Annotated in this window: 17 protein-coding genes; 2 read left to right on the top strand and 15 right to left on the bottom strand. The window is 36.1% G+C overall.

Translation table 11 applies throughout. The features are described from left to right. Window positions 1-36: 36 nt before the first annotated feature. The 15 genes from H8718_RS01500 to H8718_RS01430 form a co-directional block, all read right to left on the bottom strand. Entirely contained in the window at window positions 37-1572 is a 1536-nt protein-coding gene (locus H8718_RS01500; RefSeq protein ID WP_249331266.1) for a glycoside hydrolase family 31 protein, read from the bottom strand. A gap of 308 nt (window positions 1573-1880) precedes the next feature. Continuing rightward, window positions 1881-3026, bottom strand: coding sequence for a glycerate kinase family protein (locus tag H8718_RS01495; RefSeq protein ID WP_249331265.1), 1146 nt, complete (start codon window positions 3024-3026; stop codon window positions 1881-1883). A gap of 399 nt (window positions 3027-3425) precedes the next feature. After that, window positions 3426-5957: a SpoIID/LytB domain-containing protein gene (locus tag H8718_RS01490; RefSeq protein WP_249331264.1), complete on the bottom strand. Its 2532-nt coding sequence runs from the start codon at window positions 5955-5957 to the stop codon at window positions 3426-3428. A 70-nt stretch (window positions 5958-6027) separates the two neighbouring features. Continuing rightward, window positions 6028-8328: a glycoside hydrolase family 2 protein gene (locus H8718_RS01485; RefSeq protein ID WP_249331263.1), complete on the bottom strand. Its 2301-nt coding sequence runs from the start codon at window positions 8326-8328 to the stop codon at window positions 6028-6030. A 416-nt stretch (window positions 8329-8744) separates the two neighbouring features. Further along, window positions 8745-9350: a V-type ATP synthase subunit D gene (locus H8718_RS01480; protein ID WP_249331262.1), complete on the bottom strand. Its 606-nt coding sequence runs from the start codon at window positions 9348-9350 to the stop codon at window positions 8745-8747. A gap of 5 nt (window positions 9351-9355) precedes the next feature. Further along, window positions 9356-10741, bottom strand: coding sequence for a V-type ATP synthase subunit B (locus H8718_RS01475; protein WP_249331261.1), 1386 nt, complete (start codon window positions 10739-10741; stop codon window positions 9356-9358). Between the two features lie 19 nt (window positions 10742-10760). Then, complete coding sequence (locus H8718_RS01470) at window positions 10761-12530, bottom strand: V-type ATP synthase subunit A (protein WP_177669238.1); 1770 nt, start codon at window positions 12528-12530, stop codon at window positions 10761-10763. Next, entirely contained in the window at window positions 12523-13164 is a 642-nt protein-coding gene (locus H8718_RS01465; RefSeq protein WP_249331260.1) for a V-type ATP synthase subunit E, read from the bottom strand. The genes H8718_RS01470 and H8718_RS01465 overlap by 8 nt, the downstream gene beginning before the upstream one ends. 10 nt (window positions 13165-13174) lie before the next feature. Further along, window positions 13175-13483, bottom strand: coding sequence for a V-type ATP synthase subunit F (locus H8718_RS01460; protein ID WP_249331259.1), 309 nt, complete (start codon window positions 13481-13483; stop codon window positions 13175-13177). A gap of 20 nt (window positions 13484-13503) precedes the next feature. Next, complete coding sequence (locus tag H8718_RS01455) at window positions 13504-13941, bottom strand: ATP synthase subunit C (protein ID WP_177669231.1); 438 nt, start codon at window positions 13939-13941, stop codon at window positions 13504-13506. Window positions 13942-13955: 14 nt separating this feature from the next. Beyond that, window positions 13956-15932: a V-type ATP synthase subunit I gene (locus tag H8718_RS01450; RefSeq protein ID WP_249331258.1), complete on the bottom strand. Its 1977-nt coding sequence runs from the start codon at window positions 15930-15932 to the stop codon at window positions 13956-13958. Window positions 15933-15950: 18 nt separating this feature from the next. Next, window positions 15951-16982 carry a V-type ATPase subunit gene (locus tag H8718_RS01445; RefSeq protein WP_177669228.1) on the bottom strand — a complete coding sequence of 344 codons (1032 nt, stop codon included), beginning with the start codon at window positions 16980-16982 and terminating at the stop codon, window positions 15951-15953. Window position 16983: 1 nt separating this feature from the next. Further along, window positions 16984-17301, bottom strand: coding sequence for a hypothetical protein (locus H8718_RS01440; protein WP_177669226.1), 318 nt, complete (start codon window positions 17299-17301; stop codon window positions 16984-16986). Between the two features lie 152 nt (window positions 17302-17453). Beyond that, window positions 17454-17945, bottom strand: coding sequence for a hypothetical protein (locus H8718_RS01435; RefSeq protein ID WP_249331257.1), 492 nt, complete (start codon window positions 17943-17945; stop codon window positions 17454-17456). 57 nt (window positions 17946-18002) lie between these two features. Beyond that, window positions 18003-18512, bottom strand: a complete 510-nt coding sequence (locus tag H8718_RS01430) for an SEC-C metal-binding domain-containing protein (protein ID WP_177669222.1) — start codon at window positions 18510-18512, stop codon at window positions 18003-18005. A gap of 429 nt (window positions 18513-18941) precedes the next feature. On the opposite strand from H8718_RS01430, the gene H8718_RS01425 reads away from it, so the two are divergent. After that, a complete protein-coding gene (locus H8718_RS01425; protein WP_249331256.1) occupies window positions 18942-19136 on the top strand; it encodes a hypothetical protein in 195 nt (64 codons plus the stop codon). Between the two features lie 13 nt (window positions 19137-19149). Next, complete coding sequence (locus tag H8718_RS01420) at window positions 19150-19659, top strand: hypothetical protein (RefSeq protein ID WP_249331255.1); 510 nt, start codon at window positions 19150-19152, stop codon at window positions 19657-19659. The last annotated feature ends 46 nt before the right edge of the window (window positions 19660-19705 follow it).

Genomic DNA, 19705 nt, shown 5'->3' with positions numbered 1-19705 from the left:
GTGTATCAGGTCTTTTTCTTATATGTAGTATCTTTTTTAATGCATCCTTTCAAAAATAGGTAATCTATCTAATGGTACGTCTACAGTTATTCTGCAAGGTCCTTCTACCACTACGCCATCATCACCTAACCATTTGCCTGTTGGGAAAGAAACTTCTCTAGCTGTAGCCCCTTTTTCTAACACTGGTGCTACTAAATATTGAGTTCCTAACATAAATTGGTCGATGATAAGTTCTAATCCTTCTTCTGGGAATTCATAAGACATGTATCTTACAATAGGCTCTACGCTTTTGCTTGCCTCTGTAGCTAACGCATAAATATAGTCTGCGTATTTAACATGTAACCAAGCTGCTGCCTTGCAAGCTTCAAACTTTTCTTGGCTAAGTACTCTCCATGGTGCTGCTGAGAATTGGAGCATTGGCATAAGTGCTGCACACTGTGCGTATCTTACAAAAAGTTCTTGGTCTAGATTCTTACTTCCATCTAAGAAGTCTGTGTAGCTACCTCCCCCTATCATATCAGGGCAAGTATAAGCATAACCTAATATCCCTTGTGTAAGCTGATTTGGAATAAGTGAAGATAAACCATTACTATTCCAGCTATGACTCTTATCTGCTAAACGTTGCACAAGATGTGTACCTGCCATTTTATAACACGCACGGTATTCATTATAGGGATACTCTAAGCCAAACTGTGCCCATAACTCACATTGCTTATTAGCATCTACATTGCCATAAGTTACATCTTCATCTGAATAATACATAGCATCTCCAGCATCAAATTTAAAACCATCTATGCCATAAGTATCCATTAAATATTGACATTGTTCCTTCATCCAAGCTACTGCTCCTGGATGACTTAAATCAAGAACGCCTGAATAGCCATTCCACCATTCTTTAAGCGATACCTCCCCTTTTGTATTTTTCACAAGATACCCCTTATCTCTTAACTGTCTAAATTCTAAGCTATCTGGTGAAATAAATGGACAACACCAAAGCATAACTTCAAATCCAAGTTCATGTAAACGGTCTACCATCGCTTTAGGATTAGGGAATCTAGCACCATTAAAACGCCATCTTCCATAGTACTCACTCCAGCTATCATCAATCATGATAATACCTACAGGCATATTTTGCTCAACAATGCTTGTAGCATATTTTAAAATATCTTCTTGGTTTTGATTGTAAATGAGCTCAATCCATGTATTATATTGAGGCTTTACAAAAAAGTCTTTTGGTGACACAATACCGTTACCTGCAAAACACTTTTGTGCTATTCCTTTAAAGGCCTCTTTTAAAGTTGTCCCAAACTCATAAAGCTGTACTTCTCCCTTATAACTTTGGATTTCAATTTTACCCTCTGCTACTTTTAATTTAAATCCTTCTTCACACCAAATAGCACGCCCTTTACTTGAAACAAGTAAAGGATTTACTTGATTTACACCCTTGTAATGATTTACATCTACCTCATAGGTTGATCCTCTATGTAAAGGATACATCACCCAGCTATTTACTTCTGGTCCATACCAATATTCATCTTGTTTCATCTCAAAAATGTATGTCTTATATGCCATCTTTAAAATTCTCCTCATTATAAGATATGATGAGTATTATAGCCATTTAAGTCATAAGAGTCTATGTCTTTATGTGGGAAGATTTTGTACTTATGTTGTTTTTTATAAAAATTTATACATTTTATTTAAGCTTTTTATTGAAAGATGTCTCTTCATCAACAGCTAAAATCTCTCCCGCCATGGTTCCTTCTCAGTGAGTATGCCCTGAATTTGCATAAAGGACTTGCAGACTGAATACCCATGCTAACACTATAATCCAAAATTCGGATAAATTTTTTATAGATTCTCCTGATATTCTTAGTCTCTTATTATCCTCTCTTGCAGATACTAACCAACCTAAAAATCTGCTCGGTTGTCTGCGTCATATTCTTTAAAGCATTTTCCCTGTTCATAGCTTCTTCTAAACTCATAGCACTATTGATAATAGAAAAATAGGCATCTATACCTTCTTCATTACATTTCTTAGCTTCTTGTGCAAGAGCACCTGCCAGACCTATTACAGGTAAGTTATATTTTTTAGCTAATTTTGCAACACCTATAGGTGCCTTTCCCATAGCCGTTTGATCATCAAGCCTACCTTCTCCTGTTATAACAAGATCTGCATCCTTTATAGCTTCTTCTAACTGGGTTTCCTTTAAGATGATTTGTATACCGGATTCCAACTTTCCGCCTAAAAAGGCCATAAAACCAAAGCCTAACCCACCTGCTGCGCCTGCCCCTTCTACTTGTGAGAAGTCCTCACCAAAAAAGTCACTTGTTACTTTGGCAAAATGCTTAAGTCCCGCATCTAAATGCGCTACAATTTCTGGCGTTGCCCCTTTTTGTGGGCCATAAATGAAAGCTGCTCCATTGGGGCCATATAAAGGATTATTCACATCACAAGCGACTTGGAATTCACACACTTTAAGCTCTGCTAAAACATTGGTTTCATCAATGTGATGTACCTTTTCAAGGACCTGACCACCCTCTCCAACATCTTGTCCCTTACTATCTAGAAATCGATACCCTAATGCCTTAAGCATGCCAATCCCCGCATCATTGGTCGCACTGCCGCCAATACCTACTATAAATTTTCTACATCCTTTTTCTATACAAGCTTTAATCATTTCTCCAACACCATAAGTGGTTGTATAAAGTGGATTACGTTTTTCTTTTGGCACACTAGGAAGACCTGCTGCCTGTGCCATTTCTATAACTGCCATATTTTGATCCGGTAGGATTCCATATGTAGCTTCTACCGCTAGGCCAATAGGCCCTGTAACCCGCTGTGTGCATAGTACGCCCCCCATTCCACTTACTAGTGCCTCGGTTGTTCCTTCCCCCCCATCTGCTAAAGGCTTCACCACTACCTTGGCTGATGCATCTACATTTAAAATCCCCTTTCGAATCGCTTCACCTGCTTCAATAGAAGTCAGACTTCCTTTGAGTGAATCCATTGCTACAACTATTTTCATCTCCTACACCCCTTCTTATATTTCTATTATATAATGCTTTTCATAAACTTCATCATGCTTATATTTATATCCATAGATATATACTTATGCTCTTGTACTATCTTTATTTATAGTATATACCCATCTTTCAAGCTTAATGAAGCCCTCTTTACAAAACACAAAAGTCCACAAGCTCCTTTCCCTCTCATAGTTTGCTTGATTCGCTCTAATAACCACTCATCGGCTGGAAGCAAACTTGGGTTATTCTTAGACTTTAAAATTATATCTTTTATCCTCCTTTAGATTCTAAAAATATGAAATAAAAAACGCCCTAAGCATCTATACATATGCTTAGGGCGAACTCTATACATCCGTGGTATCACCTAAAGTCAGATAAAATTCAATTACCACTTAACTTTTCTACATCTTCTTAATCTCTACCCCACTATAGTAGTGTCGTAATATCTCTTTACAGGTATAACCACGACTTGCCATGCCTTTGGCACCATTCTGACTCATACCTACGCCGTGGCCGTAGCCACCACCGTAGAAGGTCACCTTGCTAATCAAGCCTTTATCATCGTAACGAATATCTGGGCTGAAGAAGGCACTTGGTAGGAGGGCCATATTCTGAATTTCACTGCCATCTTGTCTTACAATGACAATAGGATCTTTTGTACTATCTTTCTGAATTGGTGCAAAGAGCATCCTAATAAGATATTCTGTACCTACTTTAATGGTACACTCTTCTCCTACTACAATAAGCTCCATAATGTTACCGCCTTCACCGCGTTTTGTAATCTGAATATCTTTCACCTTGCCCATATTGTTGATTTCTCCAATGACCCATTTATCGCCATCTTTAACTTTCACCATATTGGCATAATGTGTAGTTAAATTATAAAGATTAGAATTCACAACATGTTCAAGTTCTGCTGCATCTAAGGTAAGTTGCCATCTAAACCAAGGTGAATCTTTATCAAAAGCATCTATTTCCTTTGCAGATTTGGTCAGGAATTTATAGGCTTCTTTTTCGTCTGTCATATCATTCACAGCTCTTTCACCTATATACTGCTGCCTTGCTACTAAATAACTAGGTGTATTATTCGGAAAGATTTCCCCCACTGCCCATGTCTCTCCATGATTGGCTGTATAACCGCAAGAGGTAGAGAAGAAATTCCCACTAATAATCCGGTCATTAAATACCATAACCTCGCCTTCCGTAGACTTAGCTGCCTCATAGGAAATAGCATTAGCTGGTACATTATTATAAACTTGTGTAGAAACTGTATCATCTAGTTGTGCACCATATTTTATATACTTGTTAGATTTCTGATGTGACTTTGCAAAACTCCTTGCCGCAATAGCCTGAGCTTTTACAGCTTCTAAACCATAATCTGTAGGCATTTCACTCGGAATAACTGCTGCTAGATAATCTTCTAAATTTAAACTATTAACAACTGTATACCCTTCTTCTTCCTTATAAATCTCAAGTTGTCCCTTATAAAGAGGATGTTGGTCCTGTCTTGTAATGCCCTGCATTTCTAAGCTTTTCTCTTCACTGGCAATAAGCGTTACTTTATTTTTCCCTATTTCCCAGGCAAACTCATCTGCATTAAAAACTTGCCCTGCCAAAAAACCTTTCACTTGATCTCCATAAATAAGGGTATAATCCGCATCACTGCCTACTATAACTTGGTCATGGCTATAAGTACCTATACCATCTTCTGAAATGAGTACTCTAATACTATTAGCGAGATGATCATCTACGACTTTAATAGTCTGCACCATACCATCCTGCATAGTATAAGTAACCTTTATTCCTGAAAAAAGTTGGCTTGTATTTTTATAAAAATCTTGACCTGTTCCATCGTAAACTGCTAACTGAGCAAAAGGGAGGCATCCTCCCTTTTCAAACTCTACATAGCTCTCTGTCATACGTAAAAGTGTATCTGTATCATCTTCTTTAACGATTTCACATCTTACAATAGCATGGTCTTGTAAGACAACATTACAAATTTTGCCTACTTCATTTTCTGTTACCACTTGATTCTCATAAGTCAAAGTATAGTCTCCTACCTTTACAGTAGCCTGACCAGAGCCTACAGACTCTATGTAGCATTCTCCTATCTTGCCCTCTAAACTTAATGTATCTACAATACCTAGTATTTCATCACCTTTTACAACAGCTTGAAGGGTATAACCTATAAAAGGATCTAAAATCAACCCTTCAAAACCATAGACCCCTTTATCTGTAAGCACCTGCCAAGGCCCTACAGCCTCATGGGTACTTGTAGTCGCTAAAATACTCAGCTCTTCATATTTTAATAAGTCTTTTTTACCGGCATGTTCAAGTGCCTGTTCAAAACCTTTTAGAAATTCTTTTAAAGTGAGCGGCTCATTTCCTACTTCTCTATCTGATGCCACCTCTACACCTACACCATCACCTAGTAAATCAGAGAAAAACTGCTTTGCTTCATTATACGTCATAACCTCCATTGCTTCTGCTTCATCAAAAGAAGCAAATTTAGGGTCTTTCTTAAGATACTCATAGTATTTGCTGTACCACAACTTGTCCTCACCAGTTGTGTCTTCAATGGTTTCGCCTTCTAAGAAAGTATAAGCTACGATTTTAGCAATATTAGCCTTTGTACAAGGCGTCATATCACTTGGAAGTGGTGTTGCCGCTACCTCCTCGGTAGGTGTTATAAATTCACTTACAGCTACCTTTGCCTTACCAATCCACTCATTAAAAGTATCTTTACCTTCCTCACCACTCAGAAAATAGGCACCTGCTACAATCATTAAAAGTAGCATAATGAAAGTAAAACCGCCTCCACCTGACTGATTTGTATGTCGGCTGTTATAGCCTCTATTTCTTCCTCTCGTTCTTCCCCTGTTGTTACTTCTATAGTTTCTGCTACGCCCGTAATCTCTATCGTACCTTTCCATACTGCTCCTCCTCCTCAATTCTATAGCCCATGCTTGTACTATATATATTCAGAAGGAGCTAAAAAAATAACTATTTCACGGATTCAAAAATAAGACTATCGCCTTGTACACCTTTTGCAATAGGTTGCTTCCAGAAAAGTTCTGCTTTAACTTTAATAGGCCCTGCTTTTTGAGTAGAACGCACCATTATGGTTGCTATACCACCTTCTGGACAAATAGGATTTGCACCGATACTTGCATCTCCTATAATTTCTCCTTCGCCTTCTACCGTAAATAAGATAGGATAGGAGTCTGCAGTAAATGGTACCACATTCCCCTCTTCATCTAATACTTTACAGTATACCATGACAATATCAGAACCATCTGCTTTAAGTGGTATTCCCATAAAGTCAGCTTCTAACTTTAACTGTTTCTGAATACCTGGTGACTGTCTTACCTCTGTAGCCACTACTTCTCCATTTATTAAAGCTTCTACTTTAATCACAGAGCGTTCACGCTTTTTACAGCGGTTTCTTACATTTTTAAAAGTAAATGGTGGATACTGAACCTTCACGTCATCTGGTCCAATCTCTTCAATAAAAGTATCATTATGATAGAGACGTACACGCTCTGCATTAGAATACACAATGACATCATTTGCACTAATTTCTGACCAGTAATTGGCAATAAAGAGAATCACGCCACTTTCTGCTCTATCTTGCTGACTTTTAAAGAAGTAATATGCAAATTTAGGTACACGGTATAAATCCAGTACTCCCCCCCAACAAGGTGCCACATGATAACCTCTGTTATATTCAATAGCTGGCCATAAGCCGTATCCACAGATTGCATCATCATTAACCATATCCACATAGTTTTGTCTTTGACTCTGAGCATCTTGTCCAAGAGCACGCTCTACTGCTTTCAGCATAGGGCCTTCTCCCCAGCCTCTTGGTACGCGCCATGCACACCCTTGATTATTCCAATCATCGGGTCTATCATTATACTCTCTTACCCAAAGAGGTTTCTTTAAAACTGATTTTTCTTCTGGTTCTTTTTCATCAAAGAAATTCTTATACAAAATATCTGTTACATCATCATCTGAGCCAGTATAACAATCCCTATATGAATACTCTTCATGTACTATGTCATGCACAGCTTTTTTAAATGCCTCTGGCATATAACTTTCATTGAGTAGAGGCTCCCATATTAATATACTTGGATGATTTCTAAGCCATCTCACCATCTTTCTCACATTATCTTTTGCATAAGTTTCAAAAATACCTTCTTTAAACCATTGCCAGCCTGGTGCTCCTACAATCATAGTCATTCCATATTCATCACAAGCCTCTACAAAAGCTGGTGTAAGCGGGTAATGTGATCTGATATTTTTAAAGCCTGCTTGTCTAAGCTTTAATGCATCACGTCTTAATAAACTCGCTGGCATAGCATTCCCTATATAAACTGTTGTATGGTGATAGTTAGCACCTGGTACCTTTACTGACTTACCATTAAATAAAAGGCCTTTATCTACTGTAAACTGGAAAGTTCTAATCCCTATAGTTGTTGTAATCTGATCATAACATATCTCCCCCTCTACAATAGAAGTAACAAGCTTATATAAATAGGGTCTTTCCATACTCCAAAGCTGAGGCGCATTAACCTCCATATGTTGCTCAAAATGCTTTGCTTCATCCAAATTCAGACTATGCTCACTTATTAAAGTCTGCACGTTGTTTCCCTCTTGATCTAGGAGCTCATGGATCAGCTTAAAGGTTTGAGCTTCTTTTACTTCATTTTTTATATGCGTTTTAATCTTTATAGTAGCATATTCTTCCGATACATCTTCATAAGATACAAATAGACCTCCTCCAGCTTGTTCATCTGCTAGAAGAGCATGTGTTACATAAAGCTTATCTACTATATGCATTCTTGCCTCTCTATAAAGTCCGCCTTCATATGTAAAATCTAAACTAGACTGAGGTGTTCCCGGTGGTACATCTCCATTGTCAGAGTTATCTAGTTTAAGTGCTATAATATTTTCCTCATTAAACTTTACTTCCTCTGTAATATCTATGACTAAAGGCAAGTAGCTACAATAATGGGTTGTAAAATATTTACCGTTTAGATAAACGTCTGTAACACCCATAGCCCCGTCAAATTCTAAAATAATTTTTTTGTTTTTTTCTGCATCTGTAAATGTTAAAGCTTTATAGTAAACACATTCCCCCTGATAGTTAATGCCTCCACTTGATATAGCTGGTGTAAGTGTCACACTATGAGGTAAGTTAACCTTCTCATAACACTTCTTTTCTGATGGACTTTGTGTTAAATCCTCACTTCCTAATTTAAAAAACCAATTTTGATTTAGTGACTGTATAATGTGTCCCATTTGCCTTCTCCTAATTCTTAGTAAATTTTAAAATTAATCTTACTTTATTAGAAATTTAACACACCAATCAAACAAATTCAATAAATACAGAAATTAAAATGCACAAATAAAAAAAGCACTAGCAATAAGCTAGTGCCTAACATTCAACATTGTCCCAAAATGCCGTTCCTGAGATTTTGACGCCCTAGCTAAGCTAGGTGGGTGACTATCTATTTAAGTCCTGTTTTCCGCTGCCCAAAGGGAATTAGCTTGCGGCCTAACATTAGCTCAATAGAGTAATTTTCGTCTCCCGAACGTGAATTGTAGGTTCAAAATAACAGGGTATCGAACATTACAGGAGTTTGTTTCTTAAGTTATTTTTATTATATCACTTTCGCAGGTTTTTGCAAGTACCTATATAAAGTTCCTTTATTCCCTTATTTCTTTATTTTCTTAAGTCTAAAGAAATCTTCACGCTCTTTCTCTTCTAGAACTTCTTCAATATATTTGACCTGCTCTTTATACTTTGGAATTTGAATATGTCCAAGTGCATTGGTACGTTTTTGTGTCTTTTCTATTTCTTTTGCTAATTTAAAAATTGAATTTTCAATTTCAGCAAGCTCATACACTTTATAACGTACTTTTCTAAACTGCTCTGCAGCTAGGTCTAAGGCAGGATTCGTATTGTGAAAACCGTAAGTTGGAAAAACAGACTGCTCTTCGTACTTCACCATAGGAATATCGACACCCATAACACTTTTAAGAAGGATATCAAAGTTCTCATCCTTAGGAATTCCTCTTGCAATGTCTTCTACCTGTGTAATCCCCATTGTGATATTAACCGTTTGAAGTGCTCTATAGGCATCTTCAATAATATCATAGATTTCTGCCTGAATGCTTTTGGCCTTCTCTACAAGAACCATCATCTCACGAATCAGTACATTACGTTTTTTATCCAGAAGTTCATACCCTTTTTGTGATAAGTCAAGTGAAGACTTTGCCTTCATTAAATTGGACTTGGTAGGTGCTACTAATACAGACATAAAGTTTACTCCTTATGCGCTTTATAGTATTTCTTAATCATTTCTGGTGGCATACGGTCCAGTTCATTAGCTGGTAAAATAGAAAGGATTTTCCAACCTAAATCCAGTGTTTCTTCTATAGATCGGTTCTCTGTAGGTTTTTGTGAGATAAAACGTTCTTCAAATTCACGTCCAAATTGTAAATATAATTTATCTACATCACTTAAGTCATCCTCACCAATAATCTGTGATAAAGCACGGATATCCTGTACCTTAGAGTAAGCAGAAAAGATCTGGTTAGAAAGGTCTGCATGATCTTCTCTTGTATACTCCTCTCCTATACCATCTTTCATAAGACGTGAAAGAGATGGGAGAATGGCAATAGGTGGATAAATATTTTTTTGATTTAATTCACGGCTTAGTACAATCTGGCCTTCTGTAATGAAACCTGTAAGGTCAGGTATTGGATGTGTAATATCATCATTTGGCATAGTTAGAATTGGGATTAAGGTAATAGAACCTTCTCTATCTTCTAACATACCAGCACGTTCATAAATAGTGGATAAGTCACTATAGAGGTAACCTGGATAACCTTTACGTGATGGTACTTCCTCACGAGTTGAGGAAATTTCACGTAAAGCCTCAGCGTAACTTGTCATATCCGTTAAAATAACCAGTACGTGCATATTGTGCTCAAAAGCTAAATACTCTGCTGCTGTGAGGGCACATCTTGGTGTAGAAATTCTCTCTACGATAGGGTCATCTGCCATATTTAGGTACATAACAACATGGTCAAGTACACCAGCTGACTCAAAACTACGTATAAAGTAGCTAGCATCATCATGACGTACCCCCATTGCCCCAAAAACTACGGCAAAGTTGTCACTGTTAGCCCCTTCAATTTTAGCCTGCTTAACGATCTGTACAGCAAGCTCATTATGGGCAATACCATTACCAGAAAAAATCGGAAGCTTCTGCCCACGAATAAGTGTCATAAGGCAATCTATAGAAGAAATCCCTGTTTGAATAAAGTTCTTTGGATATTTACGTGCTACAGGGTTAATAGGTCTCCCATTTGTATTAGCTCTTAAGTTTGAAACAATTTGATAAGCTCCATCTATAGGCTCCCCTACCCCATTAAAGGATCTTCCAAGAATTTCTTTAGAAAGAGGAATTTCAAGTGGCTTACCTGTAAATTTAACAGATGCATTTTCTGTAGATATACCTGCTGTTCCTTCAAATACCTGGATAACAACCTCATCACCTTCAATTTTGATGACTTTGCCTTTGCGCATATCCTTACCACCATCTACTTTAATGGTTACGATTTCACCATAGGCAACATCTTGTATATCTGAAAGAACAATGAGTGGTCCATCTACACGTTCTAATTTTAAGTATTCTTTTCTCATTTTGACCATCCTCTACTTGTTATTCATATTTTTCCCTTAGGTTTTGATAGGTGTCTACGATTTTCTTGCTCAGTTCATCTAAAAGATAAATCTGATCATTTGGTACGTCATACTTCATCTTGATGACATCATCAAATACACGTTGTTTTCTAATAGTAGAAAGCGGGATACCTTTTTTCACACATTTCAGTGCACTTGTATAGAGGGTGTCAATGACACAAAGCATTTTGTATTGTTTTTCAAGTGATACATACGTATCATCTTTATGCAACGCATTTTGTTGAAGGAAGCCTTTTTTAATGGTTCTTGCAATCTCAAGTACAAGATGCTGGTCATTTGGAAGGACATCTTCTCCTACTAACTGTACAATTTCATTCAGCTTTTCTTCTTCTTGAAGAAGACGAATCATCTTAGCACGAAGCTTAAGCATATCTGGTGATACGTTATCACGGTACCAGTCATCTAGCATCGTCACATAGCCGCTATAGCTAGTTAAGTAGTTAATAGCTGGGTAGTGTCTTGCATAAGCTAACTTTTTATCAAGTGCTAGGAAGGCACTTACGAAACGTTTTGTATTCTCTGTAACAGGTTCTGAGAAGTCTCCACCTGCTGGTGATACTGCACCAATAATTGTAACAGAGGCTTCTTCATTATTAAGTGTAAGGGCACAACCTGCACGTTCATAGAATTGTGCTAGGCGTGATGGCAGATAAGCTGGATATCCTTCTTCTGCTGGCATCTCTTCAAGACGCCCTGAAATTTCACGAAGGGCTTCTGCCCATCTAGAAGTAGAGTCTGCCATAATCGCTACGTCATAACCCATATCTCTAAAGTACTCTGCCATTGTAATCCCTGTATAAATACTTGCTTCACGCGCTGCAACAGGCATGTTAGATGTATTAGCAATAAGGATTGTTCTTTCCATAAGAGGACGGTTAGTACGTGGGTCAATAAGGGCTGGGAATTCTTCAAGTACGTTGGTCATCTCATTACCACGTTCTCCACATCCAATATAAACAATAATATCTGCATCACACCATTTAGCAAGCTGATGTTGTGTAACAGTTTTACCTGTACCGAAGCCACCTGGAAGTCCTACTGTACCACCTTTTGCTACTGGGAAGAAGCTATCAATAACACGTTGCCCTGTTATAAGTGGTTTATAAATAGGAATTCTTTTTTGAATAGGCCTTGGTTTTCTAACTGGCCATTTTTGTGCTAAAGTAAGATTATGAACGGTACCATCTTCAAGTTCTATTTGTACGATAGTGTCATTTAAAGTATAGATCCCATTTGGTTTAACAGATACAACTTTCCCCTTCATATCCGGAGGTACCATAATTTTATGGTTAATACTAAGTGTCTCCTGCACTGTGGCATATACACTTCCTGGCATAAGGTAATCGCCTTCCTTAGCAACTATATTTACCTCCCAAGGTGCTGTTGGATCAATAGAAATAAGTCCTATCCCTTCTGGAATAAAGTTTTTAGAGATCTTTTCAATCTGCTTAAGCGGTCTTTGAATCCCATCAAACATATTCCCAAGCATTCCTGGCCCAAGAGTTAGGGAAAGAGGAGCCCCTGTTTGATAGACCTCTTCTCCTGCCATAAGTCCTTCTGTTTCTTCAAAAACCTGAATAGTCGCTTTATCTTTTTCAAGAGATACAACTTCTCCAATAAGTTTTTGTCTACCTACTGTAACCATCTCATTAACTTTAAAGCTTTGCATATTACTTCCTTTAACAACTGGTCCGTTAATGAGTTCTACAATTCCAGTCTGATTACTCATCTAGCCCACCAACCTCTCCAATTGCATTAAAGAGCTGCTCTACAATTTCATCTTTATGATCTTCTATGACTGTATAAATAGATAAATCAATTCTAAGATTTTTCTTAGGACTATCTAAAATTAATCCACCTATCATACTTTCATCTTTTGTTTCTAGATGCAATCTCTCTTTTGCAATACCACCAAGTGCAATTTGATCAAGTACGTACTCACCATATTTTTCTAAATCCTTTACTGTCATATAAACGATAAAATCTGTATCATACGCTGCAAGGTGTTCTAGTGTTCCAATCATACGCTCTAAATACTCTTTATAACTAGGGGTTTCTTTAAATGCCATAATACGCACTTTAAGATGTTCAATGAATACACCTATGTATTTTTCTTTTGCGATCATGCTTTCTTTTTTCGTTTTCATCTTGGCTTTACTAATAAGTTCAAGTCTTTTTATCTCAGCTTTTTTTCTTGCATGTTCAATAATGTCATCTGCATCTTTATCTACTTTACGTTTCTGCTCTGCCATGATTACTTCATATTCTTTTTCCATGGCCTCTATCTTTTCACCGATTTCGGTTTTAATATCCTGTTGTAAAAGCTTTGAGAATAAGGATAATTTTTGTTCTATCGTTACCATTGTTTTCACCTCATATACGAATGCCGACTGATTCTCTTATATAATTCGTAATGGCATTTTCACTGCGCATCGTTCCATGTCTATCTGGAATCTCGATAATAAGAGGCCTTGCTACTTTTAACTTAAATTCCATGATTTCATCTTTTGCTAAATCTACAATTTTCTCAGTCATAATAATAAGACCGATTTCTTCATCTTTTCTTGCTGCATTTAGCGCTTCTAAAAGCTCATCTTTTTCATGAATAATGATGCCGTTAATACCTGCTAGGCGCATGCCTACCCAGGTATCACGGTTATCACTGATTAAAAAGGACTTCATACTACCAGCTCTTTTCTGTCTTATACAAAAAGAATTAAGATAGAAATAATCATACCGTAGATTGCAATACCTTCAGCCATACCTACGAAAATAAGTGTTTTACCTAAAATAGAAGCATCTTCTGATACAGCACCAATAGCAGATGAACCTACAGCACCTACAGCTTTACCTGTACCCATTGTAGCAAGACCTGTACTAAGAGCTGCTGCAATATATTTAAATCCATCACCAATTGAAGTTACTGAAGCTGCTGCAGTACCTGTTGCTTCTGCTGCAAAAAGTGGGCTTGGTAATAACATAAAGGCAAACATCCCTACTACTGCAAGACCAAAAATAGATACAGAAGTAAAGACAGCTTTTTTAACATTTCCTTGTCTCTTCTCTTTCATCATACGTACTCCATAAAATACTGTACCTACTGCAATAATTGCTGCTAAAACTACCATCATCATTTCCATTTTGAATATCTCCTTTATTGTTCAATTTTGATTGGGGCATAGGCATGGCCATCCCCACTAAAGTATTTGCTAAACATTTCATAATACTGAAGTCTTAGCCCTTGAATAAATACAACTAAGCCTTCTAGCGTTAAAATTAAAATGTTACCGAGTAATAAAATAATTATTTTTAATAAAAGACTATCTGTCATCTCAGACATAACTAAAAAGGCCATAAAAAGTCCAGCATGGTTCAGTGCAAAGGCCCCTACACGAATGAAAGAAATCCCATTACTTAAAGCTCCTAAAATAGTTTCTACACCTTCAAAGGCACTTTCAATAAAGTAAGAAGATACTTCTCCATGAATATAAGGTCTGTTGCCTGTCACCATATTGGTTAAAGGCTCTCTTAAAATCATGACACCTAACATAAGGACCATAATACCAAGTGGTACCCAGATTGGTACCTGTATAATTTGAACTAAAGATACAAGTGTACCTACAAAGCCCATAAAGAATATATAGCCGGCAATACCGTTTTTACCAAATACGCCTGCCTCTATATCACCACGTCTTAGGGCATTAATAATCCCTATGATATAAGAAACAGATAAAACAGCTATCCCAAATACAACCCCTGCAATAAGCACAGGCATAATATTAACAGTTGATAGTGGGCTTCCTACAATATGTGGTAACCAAGGGAGCTGCTCATGTTCAAGCCCAAATAAACTTCCATAAACAAATCCAAAGACTATAGAGCTAAGACCAAGTCTTGTTAGTACACCACCGGCCACTTCACTTTTCTTATACAGCATTACCCCTGCTAAGAAGTACACCAGTCCCTGCCCAATATCGCCAAACATAATTCCAAACATAAGCATGAAAGTAATGCCTAAAAATGGGGTTGGATCAATCTCATAATAAGAAGGAAGTCCATAGAGTTTTACAATAGTTTCAAAAGGCTTAAAGATACAATTATTCTTAAGCTGCGTAGGTGGAATAATCTTCTTATCTAATTCACTAGCATCTTTTACAATAACAACAAATTTATCTGTAATATCTCCTATTTTTTCCTCTATGCGCCTTCTGTCTTTTTTAGCTACCCATGCATTCAGTACAAACAGATTATTGCCATGCACAATCTCCTCTTTAATGCTAAGTATTTTCTGTTCAAGCTTTACACGTGTATAAATCTTGTTCAGTATAAAGGTTTTCTTTTCTAAATTTGTAAGTACTATTTTTTCTAGTTCAGCTACCTCTTTATGTATTTTATCAATCTTATCATCTGTTGCTGCTACGAGGTTACCTGGCATGTCAATTAAGTCATCTGGAATGCCTAAATCTACCCAGTTCAGAGATTTCAACAATCTCTTTGTCTCATCTTTAAACTGTTTAGGGTAAACAATGAGGTAAATATCCTCTCTTGAGTCAGGTATATCTCCTACTTTAAGTACAATAGCACTAATATTTTCATAGTTTTTCTTAATTTGAATTTTGTTATCATAAGAAAGCATCCCTATTTGAAAATCAAAATAGTTTAATTCATATAAATCCTTAAAATTGCACCATTGTGATTTAATACAAGCAGCTTTCTTCCTAAAAACAGTAAGCTTATTAATCAATTCTTTATTTTCATTAATCCTTGTAATAGGCTCACCGATTTCACTTTTCAACTGAAGTAAATCTTCCTTAGCTTCCTTCAAAAGATATTTTCTTCCTACATTGACTTTATCAATTTTAGGTGTAATACCCATTCCTTTTCCTATAGCCTCTACAGCCTCTAACATCCCATGGTACTCAGCTTCCATTTGGGCATAGTTTTCAATAATAGGAAAAGCATCCTGTGGCATCATCGATTCATATTGATGTACCATATAATGGTTATCATAAACATCGTTGTGCTCTAAATTCAAATGGATATTTTCGCTTAATACTAATTCTTCTAATATTGCATGCTCATCATCTAGCGACCCCACTAGATTAAGCAAGACCATTTTTTCAATAGCCATCTGCTACTCCTCCCCTCATCAAAGTGTATAGACTAGATACTTCTTTATCTCATCTTGATCAAGTCCATATCTAATCCCTTCTGTTACTGCAATTAAGTCCTCTATCTCTATTTGAAGTACAAAGATGTATCGAAGTGGTAAAGCGATAGAATTCTCTTCATTCACTTTATGAATGGATTTATAAATAATAGTATCCATACATTTCTCTAAAAGAGTATCCCCTTGTCTGTTAAAAACATCAGCACCTAAGTACTTTTCTACTTTCCTCTCAAATTCGTTAAAAGACTTAGCATATACAAGCTTTTTAAGACTATTATAAGAAATATTTCCACCAGGTAAGCTATACACCATAATCTCTTCTCTTGAAATATCATAGTATTTCGTTGCACGATAAATCCATTGGATATTAAGACAATCTATTTTAAGTCCTATGATTTTCTTTACAACTTCATAATCAGATGGTGTAAGTTTTTTAGCCTTTTTCATCAACAGCTTGTAATAAAGAATGTGAAGCTTCATTTCCATATGAAACTCTCTTTTCATCACATCTTCTTGCGTCATAGTCTTTAAATCTTCATAAAAAACAGTTCCTTTAAGTCCTTCTACAAACTGTGCTACACTACCGCTTGCAATAAGTTTATCATAAGCTACTTTTGTATTATGGCTTGAATGAACGAAGTGTCTTTGAAGATCATTAATATTTTCTTCTCTTGCAATAGCTCTTAAAATAAGCTGCAGGTCATAAATATCATATTGCAACAGGAGAGTCTTAATAAAATCTTTGTAAGGCCCTGAAAAGTAATGAATCATCTTTTCAATTTCATAAACTACATAACGTTTTAAAATAACTTCTAATTCACCTCTATGTACATCTTCAATTTTGCTTTGTTCAAGATGTACGCTATAGCCATAACGTTTCTTAAGAAATTCTGTAAACTGAGCAACTGTTGTATAATTTAATACTTTATTCCAGTCTTCTCTTGTTAATAAAGTTTTTTTCCTGGTATGTAGTTTACTATTGATGGCATTATAAGAAGCATAAGCATTCATACTACGCCTCCATTGTAAATAATTGTTTAAATACAGTGTCTAATAAAGGGCCTTCTACCTGCAGATACTTATTTTCGATAAGAAGCACTTGTTTTTTGGCTCTTTCTTCCTCAAATTTATACTGCTCATTAGCTGCTGCAATAATATCTTGATAGGCCTTTTCTGCTTTTTCCTTTGCATCTTCTATTCGCTCTTTTTCATAGGCAGCAATTTGAGCTTCATAATATGCCTTGCGTTCATTGATCCTATTTTCTTGCTGCTTCTTATTTTCCATTGCGTTTGAATCAATCTTCACAATTTCTTTAATAATCTCCTCCATGCCTCTCATCTCCTAACTGTCTCTTCTCGTCATAGATTTTTATGAACTATGGTTCATTTAAGATTACTCCATCTATTTTACCACTATCTAAAAAAAAAGAAAGTGTATTTTTTATAAAAAAAATAGGCCACTTATATGACCTATTTCGTGAATTATTGTTCAACTTTATTAATAAATGCTTCTCTTTTTTGACCAAAAATACAAAATTCCATACCTTGATACCCATTTATTTCTTCTTTGAACAAAACCTTACAACTTAATCTATTTTTATGTTCTTTAATTTGGATATCTTTGATGGCATCTTCTTCAACTAAATAACCAGCTATATTAAAAGCTTTATTTTCGTCTACTGCTACAAAACTCATACAGCTTATAAGACACATACCAACAATGAGAACTGTCAGTACAATACTTTGTGTATTCATTCTCTGATGCCCATAAAGCGTAAGTCCATTAATAAGAATTGTGCAGACTACACAAATTTTTGCTACTGTAAAGAAAAAGTCTTTTTTGAAGATAACATATTTTTCTGCTGTTTCATGCTCTTTCAGAAAGTCGTTTACAATCTTGTTATTGAGCATTCTGATTGTAATAAGTACAAGCGTAATAATTGCAATAAGTACATAAGACCATATGATTTCCATTTGATTCACCCCTTTTACGAACTTTGTTTAAAAAAATAACTGCTCAATGAGCAGTTATTATTTGTTTATACAACATTGTTTGTATTTTTTGCCGCTTCCACATGGACATGCGTCGTTACGACCGATTTTTTTACCAATAACAACTGTTTTTGATTTTTTGTAGTCGTTTTTAATAGCTTGACGTTCTTCTTTTGAAAGAAGCTCATCCCATTGTGGTAAGTTGTAAAGCCAATCAGCTTGAGCATCTAACATGTTCCAGTATAATTTTTTAAGATCGAAGTCTAATTTTACTACTGATTCTGATGTTAATGTATCTAAATCATATGCACCAGCTTTAAGACTTTCGTTAATTCCATCTACAAATCCTACGAATTCTACTTCTGTCATAGCAAAACGTGTTGCAAGTTCAGCAACTGTTCCTTCTACTACTTCATTAACGTTTGAAAGAAGCTCACTGTATACGTTTCTTTCCATAGTAAGGTATCTTTCAACAACTTTTTTGTATTCTTCTGTTGAACGAGCTTTTGCATCTTCACCATAATTGTCCCATTGTTTAAATAATGTCATAATCAATAACTCTCCTTTTCTTCTTTTAGCGTATGTTTACTATTTATCTTCCACTGTACTGGATACACTTTTTTAACACATACATTATACATTACTTCTTACCTTTTTACTACTCCCTATTTTCTAAAGAGATATAATTATAACAATAGCATACTTTCCTATAAGTTTTCAAGTGTTATACCAAAAGGGTTATTTTAAAAAATTATGAACACATCTTTTTATCTCCTCTATGCCCTTTAAGCTCTATACAGATTATACCATAAGTTAAAATCACAAAACTTGCAGAAATATCCTAACATCAGTTTCATATTTTGGAATAAATTAAACAATTAATATGTCACATTATGTCTCTTTGTATCATAGACTACATTAGGGAATTTGTAGAAATAGAATAAAAAATTCCCTACTTTGCTTATAGGAGGAATGCTTATGTCATGTTGTTATTCTGATCATTTATGCAATTTAGTCGGCCATAAAGCTATTATTCATACAGGGTGCCACTGCTTTAACGTTCTGATCTGTGATATTACACCTTGCTATGTCAAAGTCATCGATGTTCGCTCTGGTAACATTAGAATCTTTAACCTAGATCATATTGATTTCATTGAGGAATGTAGTTGTTAAGGAGGCCTTTAGGATGGGTAACTGTAGACCAAAAATTATAGAATGCTTAAATGACGTTAATGATTTTCTAGAAGATCGCTGTTGCCATTGCTGTGAATGTGAACGCAGACGTCCTCGTCCACGCCATAATTGCTGCTGTGAAGAAGAAAATCTATTTACACCTTGTAGACCTATAAGAAGACCTTGCTCTGATTGCTGTTGTGATTGTGACTGCGATAGATGCTGTGATTGTGATGATTGCTGCCGTGATTGTGAAAATGTATTTATGCCATGTTCAGATAGGCGTGGGCATAGTAGGAGTCATTGCTGTAAATCTTGCTCCTCTCCATGCTGTGGCAATAGTTTTGAACAAATGTTACGCTGCATGATTGGCAAAAAAGTTCGTATCGCTATCGGCTCTAAATGTGGCACTGTATGTATTTTAGATGTGCAAGGAAGATGCGTACGTGCTATGGTAGTTGGTTCAGGTAAAATCGTGATTATTAATACTGATCAAATCACTCAAATTAGAGAAATTTGTTAATAGGATGAGTTTAAAGGGGCTGTCGCATAAGCAACAGCCCCTCTCC

The organism is Zhenhengia yiwuensis, from assembly GCF_014384995.1.
GTDB lineage: Bacteria > Bacillota > Clostridia > Lachnospirales > Cellulosilyticaceae > Zhenhengia > Zhenhengia yiwuensis.
The sequence above is the reverse complement of the archived record's forward strand: the minus strand, read 5'-3'. Positions and strand labels throughout refer to the sequence as shown.